This is a genomic window from Micromonospora sicca (assembly GCF_003172935.1).
Taxonomy (GTDB): Bacteria; Actinomycetota; Actinomycetes; order Mycobacteriales; family Micromonosporaceae; genus Micromonospora; species Micromonospora sicca.
Window position 1 is genome coordinate 1 of record NZ_QGKS01000162.1, and the last position, 16,336, is coordinate 16,336.

The following is a 16,336-nucleotide window of genomic DNA, read 5'->3' on the forward strand; positions in this document are numbered from 1 at the left end:
TTGCCGTCGTCCGCTGCCATCGCCCGCCCCTTCCGTGTCCGCCGGCTTGCCGCGGCAGCGGCCGGCCGGCGGCCAGCGTGGCGCGTACCCCTCGAACCGGCCTCGACCGGCGAGCGAGCCGGCGGGTGCGCGCCAGCGGGCCCGGCGCGGGCCCGGGCACCCTGAGCGACGCTCCAGCGGGGTTCGAGCCGGCCTGCGCACAGTGGCCGTGGCCGGGTCGATCCCGGTCGGCGGCACCGGCGCCGACGGGTCCGGACCCACCCGGGCGGCACCCCGCCCCGCCCGGACGGAGCCGGCGGGGCCATCCATCCAACGACGGTCGGGAGTGCGGAATGTACGGAAACATGGGCGGCTTCGGCGGCCCCACCACCAGGACCCAGCTGGACACGCTGGTCGAGAGCCTCACCGAGTCCGACGCGGACGCGGTACGCGACTGGCTGGGCGGCGCGAACGGCCAGGGCATGCCGGGTGTGCTCAACCCGCGGGCGCTCACCCAGCACCACGAGGCGGTGGCGAGCGACCGGCGCCGCCCGGCCGACGACGACCCGCAGGGGGTCCGCTCGGTCGGCGTCATCGGCGGCGGCACCGCCGGCTTCATGGCCGCGCTGGCGCTGAAGGCGAAGCGGCCGTGGCTGGACGTCACCCTGGTGCAGTCGAAGGAGATCCCGATCATCGGCGTCGGCGAGGCGACGGTGACCTACATGGTGATGTTCCTGCACCACTACCTGGGCATCGACGCCAACGAGCTGTACCGGAAGGTGATGCCGACCTGGAAGCTCGGCATCAGGTTCGACTGGGGGCCGGCGGACGACGAGCCGTTCATGGCCACCTTCGACTGGCACCACCATTCCATCGGCGGCCTCGGCGCGCTGGACGCCACCGGCAGCGTCAACGGCTTCACCCTCCAGTCGCTGATGATGATGGCCGACCGCTCGGCGGTCTTCGAGGTGGACGGCAAGCCGGTCTCGCTGATGAAGTACCTGCCGTTCGCGTACCACCTGGACAACGCCCGGTTCGTCGGCTACCTCACCGAGCTGGCCGAGCAGCGCGGCATCAAGCACGTCGAGGCGCGGCTGGCCGACGTGGTGCTCGGCGGCGAGGAGTGGGTCGACCACCTGACCACCACCGACGGGCGCGAGCTGAAGTTCGACTTCTACGTCGACTGCACCGGCTTCCGGTCGATGCTGCTCGGCAAGACCCTCGGCACGCCGTTCCACAGCTACGCCGACACGCTCTTCACCAACTCGGCGGTCACCGGCAACATGCCGCACGACGGGGTGCTCAAGCCGTACACCTCGGCGACCACCATGCAGGCCGGGTGGACCTGGAACATCCCCACCCCGGAGAGCGACCACATCGGCTACGTCTACTCGACCGACCACATCAGCGACGAGCAGGCGGCCGACGAGATCAAGGAGCGCTTCCCCACCGTCGACGGGCTGCGCCAGGTGCGCTTCCGCAGCGGCCGGCACGACAAGGCCTGGCGGGGCAACGTCTACGCGATCGGCAACTCGTACGCCTTCGTCGAGCCGCTGGAGTCCACGGGCCTGCTGATGAGCGCGCTCTCCATCCAGGCGATGGTGGCCACCCTGCCCACCTCGTGGTCCGAGACCCCGGCCCGGGACGTGGTCAACCTCGGCCTCGGCCAGCGCTGGGACGCGATCCGCTGGTTCCTCGGCATCCACTACAAGTTCAACACCAAGCTGGACACCCCGTTCTGGAAGGACGTCCGGGAGCGCTGCGACGTCTCCGGCTTCAAGCCGCTGCTGGACCTGTACGCCAACGGCGCGCCGCTGACCCGGCGGGACCCCTTCCTGCTGGACCTGGCACTGGGCGCGGCGCCGACCTTCTTCGGCCTGGCGGGCATCGACAACCTGCTGCTCGGCCAGAAGGTGCCGGCGACCCTGCTGGAGCGCACGGAGACCAACGACGACTGGTGGCAGCGGCGCAAGGCGGCCGACGCCCTGGTGGCGAAGGCGATGACCCAGGCGGACGCGCTGAAGGCCTTCGCCGAGCACCCGGAGCTGAACAAGCAGTTGCTGGAGGACTTCGACAGCTGGGCCGGCCGGCACATCGCCCCGTACATCGGGATGAACTGACCGACGCCGGGGGTCCGGTCCGGCGCGCCGGCCGACCCCCGCCCGATCCCTGAGGTGGTGCGACGTGACAGATTCCCTCGCCGAGCGGGCCGCCGGGCCCACCTCGACCGACTTCCGGGGCCTGATGGCCGAGTTCCCCACCGGCGTGGCCGTGCTGACGGCGTTCGGGCCGGACGGCCGGCCGCACGGCATGACCTGCTCGTCGGTGTGCAGCGTGACGCTCAGCCCGCCGACGTTGCTGGTCTGCGTCTGGCGCGGCAGCCCCACGCTGGCCGCGATCGTCGCCGGTTCCCGCTTCGCGGTGAACCTGCTGCACGACCGCGCGTCGCAGACGGCGCGGCTGTTCGCCTCCGGCGACCCGGACCGGTTCTCCCGGGTGCGCTGGGACGCCGGGCCGGAGGCGGCGGGGCCGCACCTGGCCGACGACGCGCTCGCCGTGGCGCACTGCGCCGTGGCGCGCACCGAGCCGGTCGGCGACCACGTGGTGGTCTTCGGCGAGGTGCGGCGCATCGTCCGCGAGCCGGGCCGGGATCCGCTGCTGTACGGGCAGCGCCGGTTCGCCGCCTGGCCGGCCGGCTGACCGCCGGCCATCCGCACTGATCCCCGGGCCCGGGGACCGGTCACCGTCGCGCCTCAGCGCCGGTCCGGTCCACGGGCCCGGGGATCGTGTCGTTCCGGCCGGGGTCGGTCCCGGGCCCGGGAATCGGGTCGCCGCCCGCTCGGGCCGTTGCCCGTGCACGGAAATTGTGTCGTTCGGGGGTCGAATCCACTTCGTGGAATCCGCCCCGAAGCAACCATTGCAAATTGCACGTGATGCGATCACTGTCGGTGACACGCCTGCCGTAGGAGAGGTCCCGCGACGAGGTTCCCGACGGGCCGGGCGACCCGGGCGACCGCTTGCCGCGGGCCCGCCTCGCGCAACGCCGTCACCACGGCCGACGGGCGTACGGCGGCGCCGTCCGGAGGGCTTTGTCCAGATTCCCATTATTGGGTCGCTTGACAATGTTTTCTCCGCTGACCGGGACCAATACAGCGACTTTCCGACAGTCGGCCGTCCGCCATTTGTTACCGAATGTTTCGGGTACTCTCGGTAAGGAAAGAGCCGGTCGGATCGAAAGCCGGAGATCCGACATTGCGCGGGCGCCCACAATGACGGATTGTCGGACACCGTGGGATCCGTATCGAGCTTTCCGGGCGAGGAAGGGCGGGCCGGTTGCGGTCGTCCGAGCGCGCGGGTTCACGGGAAACACCCCGACTGTCCGGTTTTGGCCGACCCCCGTCCCCCCGGCGAACCGTCGGAGGCAGGGGTCAACCGATTGGTGGATATTAATGCGTTGCGCATCCACCCCGCTTGTGCATTCGCCCGGCGTTTGCCGCGAAAAGGGACGAGCGGAGGACTTCGAGAAAGGGGGCTCTATCCGCGCTCCAGCGCTTTTCGAGCGGTGAAAGATGGCATCGACCCAGCCTGATACCAGGCACTCTCGAAGTCGACGTCCGACCCTGGTGCGGGGGCGGATCAGCAGCGACTTCGACCACAAGGGGGAAGTGGTTGTCGTGCAGATTTCGATCCTAGGACCGCTGGAGGTGGTACGCGACCGTGCGGTCGTGACACCCTCGGCGCCCAAACTCCGCCGAGCGCTCAGCCTTCTCGCGCTCAACGGCAACGTCGTCGTGCGGACCGACCAGATCATCGAGGAGCTGTGGGAGGACAACCCTCCCGCCAGCGTCACCACCACACTCCAGACGTACGTCTACCAGCTGCGCAAGCTGCTGCGGCTCGGCGTACCCAACGCCCGGGGGCAGCTGCCCCCCACGGCGGGGACGCCGTCGCTGCGGACCTCCGCCTACGGATACGTCCTCTCGCTCGCGCCGGACGCCCTCGACGCCCGCCGCTTCGGCCGGCTGGCCGCCCTGGGCCGGGCGCAACTGGAGGCGGGTGATCCAGCCACCGCGGCGGCCACCCTGGCCGACGCGCTGCGGCTCTGGCGCGGTCCGTCCCTGGTGGACGTCAGCCTCGGGCCGCTGCTGCAGGTCGAGGCGTTGCGACTGGAGGAGATGCACAAGAGCGCCCTGGAGTCCCGAATCCAGGCCGACCTGCAGCTCGGCCGGCACCACGAGGTGCTGGGCGAGCTGACCGCGCTGGTGGCCAAGCAACCCACCCACGAGGGCTTCCACGCCAAGCTGATGCTCGCCCTCTACCGCGCCGGGCGCCGCCCCGACGCGCTCGCCGTCTACCAGAACCTGCGCACGGCCCTGGCCCGGGAGCTGGGCCTGGACCCGTCGCTGGACACCCAGCGGCTGCACCGCTCGATGCTGGAGGGCGACCTCGCCCTGGAGCCACCGCCGGCGCCGACCGAGCCGGCCGCCGTGGTGGTCCGGTCCGCGCCGCCCAGCCAGCTCCCCCCGAAGGGGCCCGCGCTGGTCGGCCGGGACACCGAGCTGGCGGCGGTGCTGGCCGCGCTGGGCCGTACGCCCCGCAACGCCCCGGCCGTGGTGGTCGTCGCCGGGCCGCCCGGCTGCGGCGCCACCGCGCTCAGCGTGCACGCCGCCCACCAGGTCCGCGACCACCACCCCGACGGCCAGCTCTACGCCCGGCTGCTCGACGGCGACGGCGGGCGGGCCGACCTGGGCGAGGTGCTCGCCGGGTTCCTGCGGGCACTGGGGGTGCCCGACGAGGCGCTGCCGACCTCGCTCGACGAGCGCAGCCGGATGTTCCGCTCGCTGACCGCGGACCGGAACGTGCTCGTCCTCCTCGACGACGTGGCCGACAGCGAACAGCTGGCGCCGCTGCTGCCGTCGAGCCGCGCCAGCGCGGTGCTGGTGACCAGCCGGCGTCGGCTCTCTACGCCGTCCATCAGCGAGACCCTCCACCTGCCCCCGCTGGACGTCGACGGCAGCCTGCAACTGCTGGCCGCCGCGATCGGCCGGCGGCGGATCGAACGGGAACCGCTGATCGCCCGCGAGCTGGTCTACCTCTGCGACGGGCTGCCGTCGGCGCTGCACGTCGCCGCGTCGATGCTGCTCTCCCGGCCGCACTGGAGCATCGCCCGGCTGATCGCCTGGAAGCGGCGGGAGATGGACCGCCCCTGCGGCGACCCGCTGCGGCTGCGGGCCAGCGTGGAACGGACGTACCGGCTCGCGCCGCGGGCGGTGCAGACCGCGCTGGGCCAGCTCGCCGGGCTGGTGCAGCAGCCGGTCTCGCTGGGCACCGCCGCCAGCGTGCTCGGCGTCGACGAGCACGCCGCCGAGTCGGTCCTGGAGGAGCTGGTGGAGCTGCACCTGATCGGTGCCGAGCCGCCGGACGACCAGCTCGTCGGGTACAACTACCGGTTCCTGCCGACCCTGCGCAGCATCAGCCAGCAGCTCGCGGTGGGGCGCTGAACCCGCCCCCGGGTCGGCTCCACCGGCCCGGGGGCGACGGCCCGGAAACGCCGACGGCCGCGACGGTCTCTGACCGTCGCGGCCGTCGCCGCACCTGCTCCCCGGGGTGACGCCGCCGGGACGGACCCGTCACCCGGCCAGGCGTACGCCCGGCGCCGCCGCCATCTCGTCCAGCAACGCCGTGGAGTGCTCCGCCGCCCGGAACACCGGGTCGGCCAGCACCTCCCGCAGCCGGGGCACGGTGGTGCGGACGCCCCGCCCGGCGATCCGGAACTCGGCCAGCGCCCGGTCCATCCGGTCCAGCGCCTGGTCCCGGTCCGGCCCCCAGACGATCACCTTGGCCAGCAGCGAGTCGTAGTACGGCGAGATCCGCCAGCCCGGGTAGGCGTGGGTGTCCACCCGGACGAACGGGCCGCCGGGCGGGACGAACTCCGTCAACTCCCCCGGGCAGGGGGCGTAGTCCCGGGCCGGGTCCTCGGCGTTGACCCGGCACTCCACCGCCACCCCGCGCGGCCGGACGTCGTCCTGCGTCACCGACAGCGGCAGGCCGGCCGCCACCCGGATCTGTTCGCGGACCAGGTCGATGCCGGTGACCGCCTCGGTGACCGGGTGCTCCACCTGGATCCGCGAGTTCACCTCGATGAACGCGGTCTCCTCGCCGGCCACCAGGAACTCGAAGGTGCCCGCGCCGGTGAAGCCGACCGCCCGGGCGCCCCGTACCGCCGCCTCGGCCAGCGCGTCGGCGATCCGCCGGGGCAGGCCCGGGGCCGGGCTCTCCTCGACGAGCTTCTGGTGCCGGCGCTGCACCGAGCAGTCCCGCTCGCCGAGGTGCACCACGTTGCCGTGCCCGTCGGCGAGCACCTGGATCTCCACGTGCCGGGCGGGTTCCAGGAAGCGCTCCAGGTAGACCCGGTCGTCGCCGAAGACCGAGCGGGCCGCGGCCCGGGTGGCGCGGAACGCGGGCAGCAGGTCCTCCGCGCGCCGCACCACGCTCATCCCCCGGCCGCCCCCGCCGGCCGCCGCCTTGATGATCACCGGGAAGCCGACCCGGTGCCCGGCGGCCAGGATCTCGCTGGCGCTGCCGACCGGCTCGAGGGTGCCCGGCAGCACCGGCAGGCCGGCGTCGGTCATCAACCGCCGGGCCAACGACTTGTCGCCGAGGCGCGCCATCACCTCCGGTCGGGGTCCGATGAAGACCAGCCCGTTGCGGGCGCAGATCTCGGCGAAGTCGGGATCCTCGGAGAGGAACCCGTAGCCCGGGTGCACGGCCTGCGCGCCGGTGCGCAGCGCCGCCTCGATCAGCGCCGGCGGGTACAGGTAGCTCTGCTTGGCCGGCCCCGGTCCGATGTGCACCGCCTCATCGGCGGCGCGCACCGCCGCCGACTCGCGATCCGCGGTGGAGTACGCCACCACGCTGCGGATCCCCATCTCCCGACAGCTACGCACCACCCGCAGCGCGATCTCGCCGCGGTTGGCCACCAGCACCGTGTCGAAGGTGGCCTCCCGCCCGCTCACTCGCCCTCCCAGGGCTCGATCACCAGCAGCGGCTGCTCGTACTCGACCGGCTCGCCGTCGGCCACCGCGATCTCGACCACCCGCCCGGCCAGGTCCGCCACCAGCGGATTCATCAGCTTCATCGCCTCCACGATGCCGACCTGCTGGCCGACCTCGACGAGGTCGCCGACCTCGACGAACGGCTTGGCGCCCGGCTCGATCGCCCGGTAGAAGGTGCCCACCAGCGGTGACCGCAGCTCGTGCCGGCCGGCCTCCGCCCCGGCGTCGACCTGGGTCGCGGGCGTCTCGGCGAACACGGTGACGGGCGTCCCACCCCCGGACGCGGTCGCGTCCGGCCACTCGACGTCGATGCTGGCGCAGCCGAAACGGACGCTGATCCGGCTCGGCGCGCCGCTGACCGAGCGGGCCACCCCGAGGACGCTGCGGTGCAGCACCTCCATCGCGGCCTCCGCGTGCAACACCGCCACCGCCGCGTCCAGCCCGCCCGGATCGGCCGGCACGGGGGTCGTGGTGGGAGCAGGAGTGATGGTCATGTCAGGGCCTCCTATCGTTGGTCAGACCGAACCGCCGGAACCGGGCCCGCCGCCTGGCGACCAGGGTCGGTCCGTCACTGGTCCGCAGCTCGCGCAGGGCGACGACCACGGCGTCCCGGACCAGCCGGGACGCGCGCGCCGGGTCGAGGTGGGCGCCGCCCGGCGGTTCCGGCACCACCCCGTCGACCACGCCGAGCCGCAGCAGGGACCCGGCGTCCACACCCAGCGCGGCCGCCGCGTCGGCCGCCCGCTCCGGGCTGCGCCAGAGGATCGCCGCGCAACCCTCCGGACTGATCACCGAGTACGTGCCGTTCGCGGTCAGCAGCACCCGGTCCGCCACCGCCAACGCCAGCGCGCCGCCGCTGCCTCCCTCACCGGTGATCACCGTGACCACCGGCACCGGCAGGCTGCCCATCAGCGCGATGGACTCCGCGATGGCGACCGCCTGGCCCTGCTCCTCCGCCGCCAGCCCGGGATGGGCCCCGGCGGTGTCCACCAGGGTCACGATCGCCACCCGCAGCTTCGCGGCGAGCCGCATCAGCCGGGCGGCCTTGCGGTAGCCGGCGGGCGAGGGCATGCCGAAGGAGTGCCGCACCAGTTCCTCGGTGCTGTGCCCCTTCTGGTGCCCGATCACCAGCACCGGCAGCCCGTCCAGCACCCCCAGGCCACCCACCACCGCCCGGCAGTCCCCCGCGCCGTCGCGGGCGCCGCGCAGCTCGACGAAGCCGTCCAGCCACTCGGTGAGGTGGTCGGTGAGCGTGGGCCGGTCGAGGTGCCGGGCCAGCCGGACCACCTCGGCGGGCGGTCGGCGGACCAGGGCGGCCGGGTCGCGCAGCACGGGGTCCACCGCCGCCCCACCCCAGTCCGCCGGCGCCGGGGCGGCCGCCGCCAGCAACTGGCCCAGCACCCACGGCAGCTCGCCCCGGGCGCGTACCCCGTCGACCAGGCCCCGCTCCAGCAGGAACTCCGCGGTCTGGAAGCCCGGGGGCAGCTCCTGGCGGATGGTCTGCGCGATGACCCGCGGGCCGGCGAAGCCCATCCGGGCACCGGGCTCGGCGATGATGACGTCGGTCAGCGTGGCGAACGAGGCCGCGACCCCGCCGTACGTCGGGTCGGTCACCAGGGTGATCGTGAGCAGCCCCGCCTCGTCCAGGGCGCGCAGCGCGTTGCCGGTCTTGGCCATCTGCATCAGCGCCAGCGCGCCCTCCTGCATCCGGGCCCCGCCGGAGGCGGTGACGATCAGCAGCGCGCAGGAGTCGGCCAGGGCGGCCTCCGCGGCGGCGGTCACCGCCTCGCCGGCGGCCACCCCCAGGCTGCCGCCGAGAAAGCGGAAGTCCATCACCGCCACCACCACCGGGTGGCCCTGGATCCGACCCCGGACCACCCGGACCGCGTCGGCGAGGCCGGTGCTCTCCCGGGCCCGGGACAACCGGCCCGGGTAGTCGACCAGGTCGGTGAAGTTCAGCGGATCATGCACCGACTCCGCCGGCGTCACCGGTCGCACCGAGTCGGGGTCGAGCAGGCTGCGCAGCCGCTCGTCCACGGTCAGCCGGCTGTGCCACCCGCACTCCGGGCACACCCCCAACAGCCGGTCGAACCGCTTGCGGTACAGCAGCACCCGGCAGCCACCGCAGGTCAGCCACTCCCCGTCGGCCGGGGTGGCCGGGACGGCCGGCGCGGCGGTGGCGCCCCGCGCCGGCGCAGGAACCGTACTGGTCATGTTCCGCTCCGATCGTCCGTGCCCGGCCTCGCGCGGGGCGCGGGATTACCGCCGTCGGTTGCCGGTCGTGCGGTGCGGCCGGCCGCCCGCCCGGCGCCCGGTCCCCCGGCACGCCGGACGGGCGGCCGGCGCGTCACCGGACGCCGGCCCATTCCCCGTGGCTCCCGGCGCTCGCCGCGCCGGACAGGTGGGCGACCACCCGCATCGTGGTCATCGAGCCGCCCGACCGGTACGGGTGCAGCCTGGTCCGGTGCTCCAGGTGCCGGTCGCTGTGCTCGAACTCGCGGAACCGGGGCTCGTCCACCCAGTCACTGACGATCCAGTAGACGCCCTCCTCCTCGTCGCGGGAGAGCCACTGCCCCAGGTTCGCCGGGTGGCTGGTGACGGAGTCGCCGACCTCCAGCCAGACCCGCTCGAACTCCTCCTGCATGCCCGGCTTGATCTGCATCCGCAGCATCACCCGGAACGGTCCCTCGGCCATCAGGAGATCCCCCCGTCGACGTGCACGGTGGCGCCGGTGACGTACCGGGACAGGTCGCTGGCCAGCCAGAGCACCGCCCCGGCCACCTCGTCCGGCTCGCCGAGCCGGCCCAGCGCGGTCTTGTCCTGGTAGCGCTTCGTCAGCAGCTCGTGCTGCTGCGCCGGCATCGCGTCCATCGCCTCGGTACGGATGACCCCGAGGGCGAGCACGTTGAAGCGCAGCCCCTTCGCCCCGTACTCCTTCGCCAGCGAGCGGGTCAGGCCGCGCAGCGCCGCCTTGGTGGCCGTGTAATGGGCCCGCAGCGGGATGCCCACCTCCGAGGACTTCGAGCCGATGCTCACCACCGAGCCGCCGGCCGTCATCATCGGGATGGCCGCCTGGGTGACCAGGTGCACCGCGGTCAGGTTGGTGTCGATCACCCGCTGCCACTGCGCCAAGGTGAGCTGCTCGTACGGCACGTGGCTGATCGCGCCGGCGTTGTTGACCACCAGGTCGAGCCGGCCGAACCGGCTGCGCGTCTCGGCCATCAGCGTGCCGACCTGCTCCGGGTCGGCCAGGTCGGCGCGGACCAGGTGGTGCTGGCCGCCGATCTCCTTGAGCTCGCGCTCCAGCGAGGTGACCGCCTCGCTCTCCTGCCGGTAGCAGGTGAGCACGTCGACACCGTGCCGGGCCAGGGCCAGGACGATGCCCCGGCCCACGCCCCGGGTGCCCCCGGTGACCAGGGCCTTCTTTCCAGCCAGTTCCAGATCCATCGTGGTTCCTCCATGTCGGTTCGCCGCGCCCGGTGCGCCCGGGCCGGGCGCTCAGCTGACCGGTACGCCCCGGCGGGCGGCGGCCTCGACCTTCTCCTTGATCAGCTGCTGCTGGACGGCGGTGTTGCGGTTGAGCCGCTCCTGCATCCCGGCGTCGTCGAGCGGGGCGCCGGGCTTCATCTCGAAGTCCTGCACCCAGCGCAGCCGCACCCCGCCCTCGACCGGCGTGTACTCCCAGAACAGCGACATGTACTTGAAGACCCCGGTCTCCACCCGGTGCGAGCGGACCGTCCAGGTCTGCCGGTCGGCCGCCCGGGCCGACACCCAGGACCAGACCTTGCCGTTCTCGTCCGGATGCAGGGCGAGCCGGAACAGCACCGAGCCGTCCGGCCGGCGGTCCAGCACAGTGGCCTCGGCGTACTCGCTGAACAGTCTCGGCCACGACTCGATGTCGTTGGTCAACTCCCAGACCAGTTCCAGCGGGGCGTCGACGACCACCGCGTTGTCGGTGTGCCCGGCCATCTCAGCCCACCGTCGCGAACTGCGCGTTGATGTAGTCGACGGTGCCGCGCGGGGTGGTCATCCGCTCCACCGCCTCGTCCGGGATCGACACCCCGTAGCGGCGCTGCACGTGGCCGGCCAGCTCCAGCATGGCCAGTGAGTCGTAACCCAGGTCGGCCAGCGGCACGTCGGCGATGTCGCCGGACAGGTCGGTAAACTCGTCGACCCCGGCGATGCTGCCCAGCAGCTCGCGAAGGTCGTCCAGGGTGAAGCTCGTCATCGCTCTCGCTCCGTTCGTCGTGGATCGGTGGGTGACGGTCAACGGCGGCGGGACGTCCCGACCACCATGGCGGCGGTGAAGCCGCCGTGGCCCCGGGCCAGCACCAGGGCCCGCCGCAGCGGCAGCTCCCGGGGCTCACCGAGGACCAGGTCCAGGTCCGGGTCCGGGCGGGTCACCCCGACGGTGGGCGGGACGACCCCGTCCCGGACCGCGAGCAGCGCGGTGGCGACGTCCAGCGGCGCGCCGCCGCCGTACAGCCGGCCGGTGAGGGTCTTCGGGGCGGTGACCGGCACCCCGCGTTGGCCGAACACCGCGGTGATCGCCGCGGACTCGGCCGCGTCCAGGTCCGGACTGCCGGCGGCGTCGGCGAAGACCACGTCGACGTCGCCCGGCGCCAGCCGCGCGTCGGCCAGCGCGGCGGTGACGGTCCGGCGCAGCGCCGGGGGCCGCTCGGAGCCGGGCGGCGGGTCGAAGCCGGCCGCGTAGCCGAGGATGCTGCCGTAGCCCTCGCCGGCCCCGCGCTCGCGGGCGTGCCGACCGTTCTCCACGATCAGGATGGCCCCGCCCTCGCCGGGCAGGTACCCGCTGGCCCCGGCGTCGAAGGGCAGGTACGCCCGGGTCGGGTCGTCCACAGTGGAAAGACGGCCGGTGGCCAGCTGCGCGCTGAGGCCGTACGGGCAGAGCGACGCGTCGGTGCCGCCGCTGACCACCAGCCGGTAACCGGAGCGGGCCAGCCGGCGCGCCTGGCCGAGGGCGTCCAGCCCACCGGCCTGCTCCGCGCAGATCACCCCGCAGGGACCGCGCATGCCGTGTCGGATCGACACCTGACCGGTGGTCGCCGCGTAGAACCAGGCGATCGACTGGTACGCCCCGACCCAGGACGGGCCGTTGCGGTACAGCCGCTCCATCTCGTGCTGGCCGAACTCGGTGCCCCCGGAGGAGCTGGAGGTGACCACCGCCATCTCGTACTCCGGCAGCCCGGCCGGGTCGACGCCGGCGTCGCCCAGGGCGTCGTCGGCGGCGGCCAGGGCCAGGTGCGTCCAGTGGTCGGTCTGCGGGATCAACCGGCCGGGCACCCGCTCCCGCGCGGCGAAGCCGGGGACCTGCCCGGCGTACCGGACGGGGTAGCTCTCCGGGTCGAAGCGGGTGATCCTGCCGATCCCCGTCTTGCCGTCCAGCACCGACTGCCAGTGCGCGTGGATCCCGATGCCGGTCGGCGCGGTGACCCCGATGCCGGTGACGACCGCGCCGACGTCGGCGTCCGATGCGCTCATCAGCACCACCTTCCCGTTGTGTGGCCGCGGGCCTCTCCTCGGGCCGCTGCCAGTGCACCCGGGAGCTGTCCAGTTCCTCTCAAGGCCGGCTCGACGCTCCGCGCCGGCCGGAGCGCGGGCCGATCTTGATCGGTGCGCGGACGAACTACGGCCCCGATCCCCGTCGATGTCGGCCGGGGTTTGGCGGCCGTGCGGGGGCGGGCTGGATGCGCTATCAGAATGCGGGCGGGTACTCCTTTCGGGGGCAGGGGTGAAGGTCCGCGCGGGAGGACCCGGTCCGCGGGTGCTTTAGGCAGGCGGTTTGCTGCTCGATGCACCGACGCAGGAACCGGTTGGCCCGGTAGCAGTGGCGTGCCAGATCCTGGGACCCTTGACGCATTCAGCGCGAGACACGCGAATGTTCTCCAAGTCAGCCATGCATCGATGGCACGCTGTGGGGGTGATGCTCCGTTACAACTACCGCGTATACCCGACCCCGAGCCAGCGCAGATCGCTGGCGAAGGCGTTTGGGTGCGCTCGGGTGGTCTTCAACGACGGGCTGCGCGCACGGCAGACGGCGCGGGAGAACAATCAGCCGTACGTGTCGGACGGGGATCTGTCCAAGCACATCATCACCCAGGCCAAGACCACAGCGGAGCGGGCGTGGCTGGGCGAGGTTTCATCGGTCGTCCTCCAGCAGGCCCTCGCTGATCTGAACGCGGCGTACCGCAACTTCTTCGCCTCGGTCACCGGGAAGCGCAAGGGACGCACTGTGGCGCCGCCCCGGTTCCGCTCACGCAAGGACAACCGGCAGGCGATCCGGTTTACCAAGAACTCCCGGTTCGCCGTGCTGGACAACGGCCGGCTCAGGTTGCCGAAGATCGGCGACCTGCCCGTGCGCTGGTCGCGCCGGCTTCCCTCGGACCCGTCATCCGTGACGATCATTAAGGATGCGGCGGGCCGGTACTTCGCCTCGTTCGTGGTGACCACGGCCGAGGACGAAACGTTGCCGCCGGTCGAGTCGGAGATTGGCATCGACCTGGGCCTGACCCACTTCGCCGTCCTGTCCGACGGCACGAAGGTCACGGCGCCGAAGTTCCTGCGCCGCGCCGCCCGCAAGCTCAGGCGGTTGCAGCAAACCCTTTCCCGGAAGATCAAGGGATCGAACAGGCGCCAAAAGGCCGTCGTGAAGGTCGCTCGTGCTCATGCGCGGGTGACCGACACTCGGCGGGACTGGCAGCACAAACTGTCCACGGCGATTATCCGCGACAACCAAGCGGTGTACGTCGAGGACTGCGTCGTCGGTCTCGGCCGCACCCGGCTCGCCAAGTCGGTACACGACGCCGGGTGGGCCGACTTCACCGGCATGTTGGAGTATAAGGCCGCCAGGTACGGGCGGACCTTCGCCCGGGTGGACCGGTTCTTCCCGTCGACCCGGATGTGCTCCGACTGTGGGCGGATTAACGACAAAATCGCGTTGAATGTCCGGTCGTGGACCTGCCCCTGCGGGGCCGACCACGACCGGGACATCAACGCGGCGATGAACGTGTTGGCCGCCGGACGGGCGGACAACCTAAACGACCGTGGAGCGCGGGTCAGACCACCAGCGATGGTGGCACCGCGCGGCGAAGCGGTAATCCACCCGGACGCGGCGTGTGCCACGCGCAGCGTGGAGGGAATCGCCGTCCGTTAGGGCGGAGAGAACGTCAATCGGAGGTGTTGCCGGTGGCCCGACCGGCGTGGAACGGGGTGCTGATCCCCTCGTAGCCGAGGTGCATGGTCATGCCCATCGCGGCGTGCTTGAGGTTGTGGCAGTGGTCCATCCACAGTCCGGGGTTGTCGGCCCGGAAGGCCAGCTCGTAGGACTCCCCGGAGAGCAGGGTGACGGTGTCCAGCCAGAGTGGGCTGCCGGTGGCCCGGTGGCCGTTGCGGCTCAGCACAAGAACGTGGTGGCCGTGCAAATGCATGGGGTGTTCCAGGAAGCTGCGGTTGCTGATCGTCACCTTGACCAGCTCGCCCTCGCGCACCATCAGCATCGGCACGTGCGGCGAGACGTGCCCGTTGATCGTCCACAGGTAGTAGGGCTGGCCGTCGTAGAACCCCGGCCGGTTGTCCAGCACCAGGTCGAAGCTGCGGTCGAAGTCGCTGTCCGGTCCGAACGGGGTGGCCGCCGGGCTGCCGTAACGGGTGGCGTCGAACTCCGGCCCGTCGGTCAGCGGCGCCAGCTCGCCCTGCCCGTCGGGGCTGAGCAGCAGGCCGGCGCCGACCGCGGCCAGGTCGGTCAGCCGGACCGGCGCGGACGGCATGGTGAACTCCAGGTCGTACCGGCCGCCGCCGCCGAGCATGAGCTTGGTCCGGTACAGGTCGGTGGGGGCGTTGACGGGGCCACCGTCGACCGCGGTGACCTTGAACGGCGTACCGGCCAGGGTGAAGTACTTGCGGAAGTTGTCCGCGTTGATCAGCCGGATCCGGACCGGGGTGCCCGGCGGGACGGATTCCCGCCGGAGGGTGTCGGCGGCGTTGAGGGTGCTGGTGTCGCCCTTGTCGGTGTCGAAGACGTGCGCGGCGACCACGAACTCGCGCACCCCGGCCGGAGCCGGCGGGGCCGGATCGATGACCAGGGGGCCGAACAGGCCGCGCCGGACCTGGGTCGAGGACGCCTGGTGCGAGTGGTACCAGTAGGTGCCGACCTGCCCGGCGCGCCACCGGTAGACGTGGCTGCCACCCGGCGGCACGGCGTCCTGGGTGAGGCCGGCGACGCCGTCCTCGGCGTTGGGCACGTCCAGCCCGTGCCAGTGCACCGTGGTGGGCGTGTCCGTGGTCCGGTTGACCAGGGTCACCTCGACCAGGTCGCCCTGCCGGACCCGCAGCTCGGGCCCGGGGATCTGGCCGTTGAAGGCGGTCGCGTCGACGGTGGCGCCGGAGCTGAGCCTCAGCCTGGCGTCCGTGGCGACGAGGGTGAACCGCTTGTCGGGCTTGCCGGCCGGGCCGGTGAACTGGGTCAGCGGGCGGTCCGGCAGGCCGGCGCCGTGCGAGTGCGCCGAGTGGTCCACCGGTCCGGGGCCTGTGCCATAGGTCATCGCTTGCTCCGTCATGCGGTAGTCGTCGGGCAGCTTGCTGGTCTGCCAGTCCCAGCCGGCGTAGCCGCCGACCAGGACGAGGACGGCCGCGGTGGCCACCGCGACCCGGCGCGCCCGGGCCGCGCCGCGCGGCAGCGGTCGCACCACCCCGTCCCGCACCCGGTCGGCGTGCCGGCGCCAGATCACCACCAGGACCGGGGCCACCACGCCGTAGCTGACGAGCGCCGGCGCCAGCAGCGGCGGAGCCGGCGCGAAGAGGATCATGACGAAGGAGACCAGCCCGCCGACGGCGACCGCGCGGGCCGGGAACGACACCCGCGGCGCGGCCGCGGCGCGGGACGCCGGCGGGGCGGCCACCTCCTCGGCGTCGTCCGGCGACGGCCGGCCGAGCCGGTGCAGCGCGGGCACGGTGACCAGCAGGGTGGCCAGCGTCGGCAGCGCCACCAGGGGTACGCCGATCAGCAGCCGGTCGGCGGCGAAGTGCCAGCCGTACCCGTAGAGCACCAGCGAGGTGACCAGCCGGGCCGGTACGAACAGCGCCCCGACGAGGGCGGCGATCGCCAGTCGGCGGCTCGACCGGCGCAGCCGGGCGGCGGTGGGTGCGTGCGGCAGCCGGTACAACCGGCGGGCGAGCAGGGCCCAGTAGCCGAGCAGGACCAGGGCGACCATGAAGTCGTAGTTGAAGTTGTCGTCGTACGCGGGGATCGACGGCTCGAACACAGCTGTCCTCTCCGATAGGCG

General features: G+C 72.7%; 13 protein-coding genes. 4 read left to right on the forward strand and 9 right to left on the reverse strand.

Going from position 1 to position 16,336, the window contains the following annotated elements:
* The first annotated feature begins 332 nt into the window (after positions 1-332).
* The 3 genes from DKT69_RS08120 (at position 333) to DKT69_RS08130 (ending at position 5,480) form a co-directional block, all read left to right on the forward strand.
* Positions 333-2,099, forward strand: coding sequence for a tryptophan halogenase family protein (locus DKT69_RS08120; protein ID WP_109800964.1), 1,767 nt, complete (start codon positions 333-335; stop codon positions 2,097-2,099).
* Positions 2,100-2,163: 64 nt separating this feature from the next.
* On the forward strand, positions 2,164-2,679 hold the full coding sequence (locus DKT69_RS08125; RefSeq protein WP_236647396.1) for a flavin reductase family protein: 516 nt from the start codon (positions 2,164-2,166) through the stop codon (positions 2,677-2,679).
* A 1,025-nt stretch (positions 2,680-3,704) separates the two neighbouring features.
* Positions 3,705-5,480 carry an AfsR/SARP family transcriptional regulator gene (locus tag DKT69_RS08130; RefSeq protein WP_161557783.1) on the forward strand — a complete coding sequence of 592 codons (1,776 nt, stop codon included), beginning with the start codon at positions 3,705-3,707 and terminating at the stop codon, positions 5,478-5,480.
* A 129-nt stretch (positions 5,481-5,609) separates the two neighbouring features.
* On the opposite strand, the gene DKT69_RS08135 is transcribed toward DKT69_RS08130, so the two are convergent.
* The 8 genes from DKT69_RS08135 to DKT69_RS08170 form a co-directional block, all read right to left on the reverse strand.
* Positions 5,610-6,995 carry an acetyl-CoA carboxylase biotin carboxylase subunit gene (locus tag DKT69_RS08135; protein WP_109800966.1) on the reverse strand — a complete coding sequence of 462 codons (1,386 nt, stop codon included), beginning with the start codon at positions 6,993-6,995 and terminating at the stop codon, positions 5,610-5,612.
* Positions 6,992-7,528: an acetyl-CoA carboxylase biotin carboxyl carrier protein gene (gene accB, locus DKT69_RS08140; protein WP_109800967.1), complete on the reverse strand. Its 537-nt coding sequence runs from the start codon at positions 7,526-7,528 to the stop codon at positions 6,992-6,994. The genes DKT69_RS08135 and accB overlap by 4 nt, the downstream gene beginning before the upstream one ends.
* Position 7,529: 1 nt before the next feature.
* The gene (locus DKT69_RS08145; RefSeq protein ID WP_109800968.1) at positions 7,530-9,248 is read right to left on the reverse strand and encodes an acetyl-CoA carboxylase carboxyltransferase subunit alpha/beta; all 1,719 of its coding nucleotides are present in this window, start codon (positions 9,246-9,248) and stop codon (positions 7,530-7,532) included.
* A 133-nt stretch (positions 9,249-9,381) separates the two neighbouring features.
* Positions 9,382-9,729: an antibiotic biosynthesis monooxygenase family protein gene (locus tag DKT69_RS08150; RefSeq protein ID WP_109800969.1), complete on the reverse strand. Its 348-nt coding sequence runs from the start codon at positions 9,727-9,729 to the stop codon at positions 9,382-9,384.
* Entirely contained in the window at positions 9,729-10,481 is a 753-nt protein-coding gene (locus tag DKT69_RS08155) for an SDR family NAD(P)-dependent oxidoreductase (protein WP_109800970.1), read from the reverse strand. Before DKT69_RS08155 ends, DKT69_RS08150 begins: the two co-directional genes overlap by 1 nt.
* Positions 10,482-10,532: 51 nt before the next feature.
* Positions 10,533-11,003: an SRPBCC family protein gene (locus DKT69_RS08160; protein ID WP_109800971.1), complete on the reverse strand. Its 471-nt coding sequence runs from the start codon at positions 11,001-11,003 to the stop codon at positions 10,533-10,535.
* A 1-nt stretch (position 11,004) separates the two neighbouring features.
* On the reverse strand, positions 11,005-11,262 hold the full coding sequence (locus DKT69_RS08165) for an acyl carrier protein (protein ID WP_109800972.1): 258 nt from the start codon (positions 11,260-11,262) through the stop codon (positions 11,005-11,007).
* A gap of 38 nt (positions 11,263-11,300) precedes the next feature.
* Positions 11,301-12,536 (reverse strand): ketosynthase chain-length factor, encoded by a 1,236-nt coding sequence (locus DKT69_RS08170; protein ID WP_109800975.1) that lies wholly within the window; start codon positions 12,534-12,536, stop codon positions 11,301-11,303.
* A 301-nt stretch (positions 12,537-12,837) separates the two neighbouring features.
* Here DKT69_RS08170 and DKT69_RS08175 point away from each other — a divergent pair, with 301 nt between their 5' ends.
* Positions 12,838-14,208, forward strand: coding sequence for an RNA-guided endonuclease InsQ/TnpB family protein (locus DKT69_RS08175; RefSeq protein ID WP_201749537.1), 1,371 nt, complete (start codon positions 12,838-12,840; stop codon positions 14,206-14,208).
* Between the two features lie 13 nt (positions 14,209-14,221).
* On the opposite strand, the gene DKT69_RS08180 is transcribed toward DKT69_RS08175, so the two are convergent.
* Positions 14,222-16,336, reverse strand: a 2,115-nt coding sequence (locus tag DKT69_RS08180; RefSeq protein WP_236647397.1) for a multicopper oxidase family protein, incomplete at its 5' end; no start/stop codon positions are given.

Coding starts and splice junctions, on each gene's coding strand:
- DKT69_RS08150 (WP_109800969.1), bottom strand. CDS start 9,729: ATGGCCGAGGGACCGTTCCGGGTGATGCTGCGGATGCAGATCAAGCCG.
- DKT69_RS08120 (WP_109800964.1), top strand. CDS start 333: ATGTACGGAAACATGGGCGGCTTCGGCGGCCCCACCACCAGGACCCAG.
- DKT69_RS08165 (WP_109800972.1), bottom strand. CDS start 11,262: ATGACGAGCTTCACCCTGGACGACCTTCGCGAGCTGCTGGGCAGCATC.
- accB (WP_109800967.1), bottom strand. CDS start 7,528: ATGACCATCACTCCTGCTCCCACCACGACCCCCGTGCCGGCCGATCCG.
- DKT69_RS08145 (WP_109800968.1), bottom strand. CDS start 9,248: ATGACCAGTACGGTTCCTGCGCCGGCGCGGGGCGCCACCGCCGCGCCG.
- DKT69_RS08160 (WP_109800971.1), bottom strand. CDS start 11,003: ATGGCCGGGCACACCGACAACGCGGTGGTCGTCGACGCCCCGCTGGAA.
- DKT69_RS08155 (WP_109800970.1), bottom strand. CDS start 10,481: ATGGATCTGGAACTGGCTGGAAAGAAGGCCCTGGTCACCGGGGGCACC.
- DKT69_RS08170 (WP_109800975.1), bottom strand. CDS start 12,536: ATGAGCGCATCGGACGCCGACGTCGGCGCGGTCGTCACCGGCATCGGG.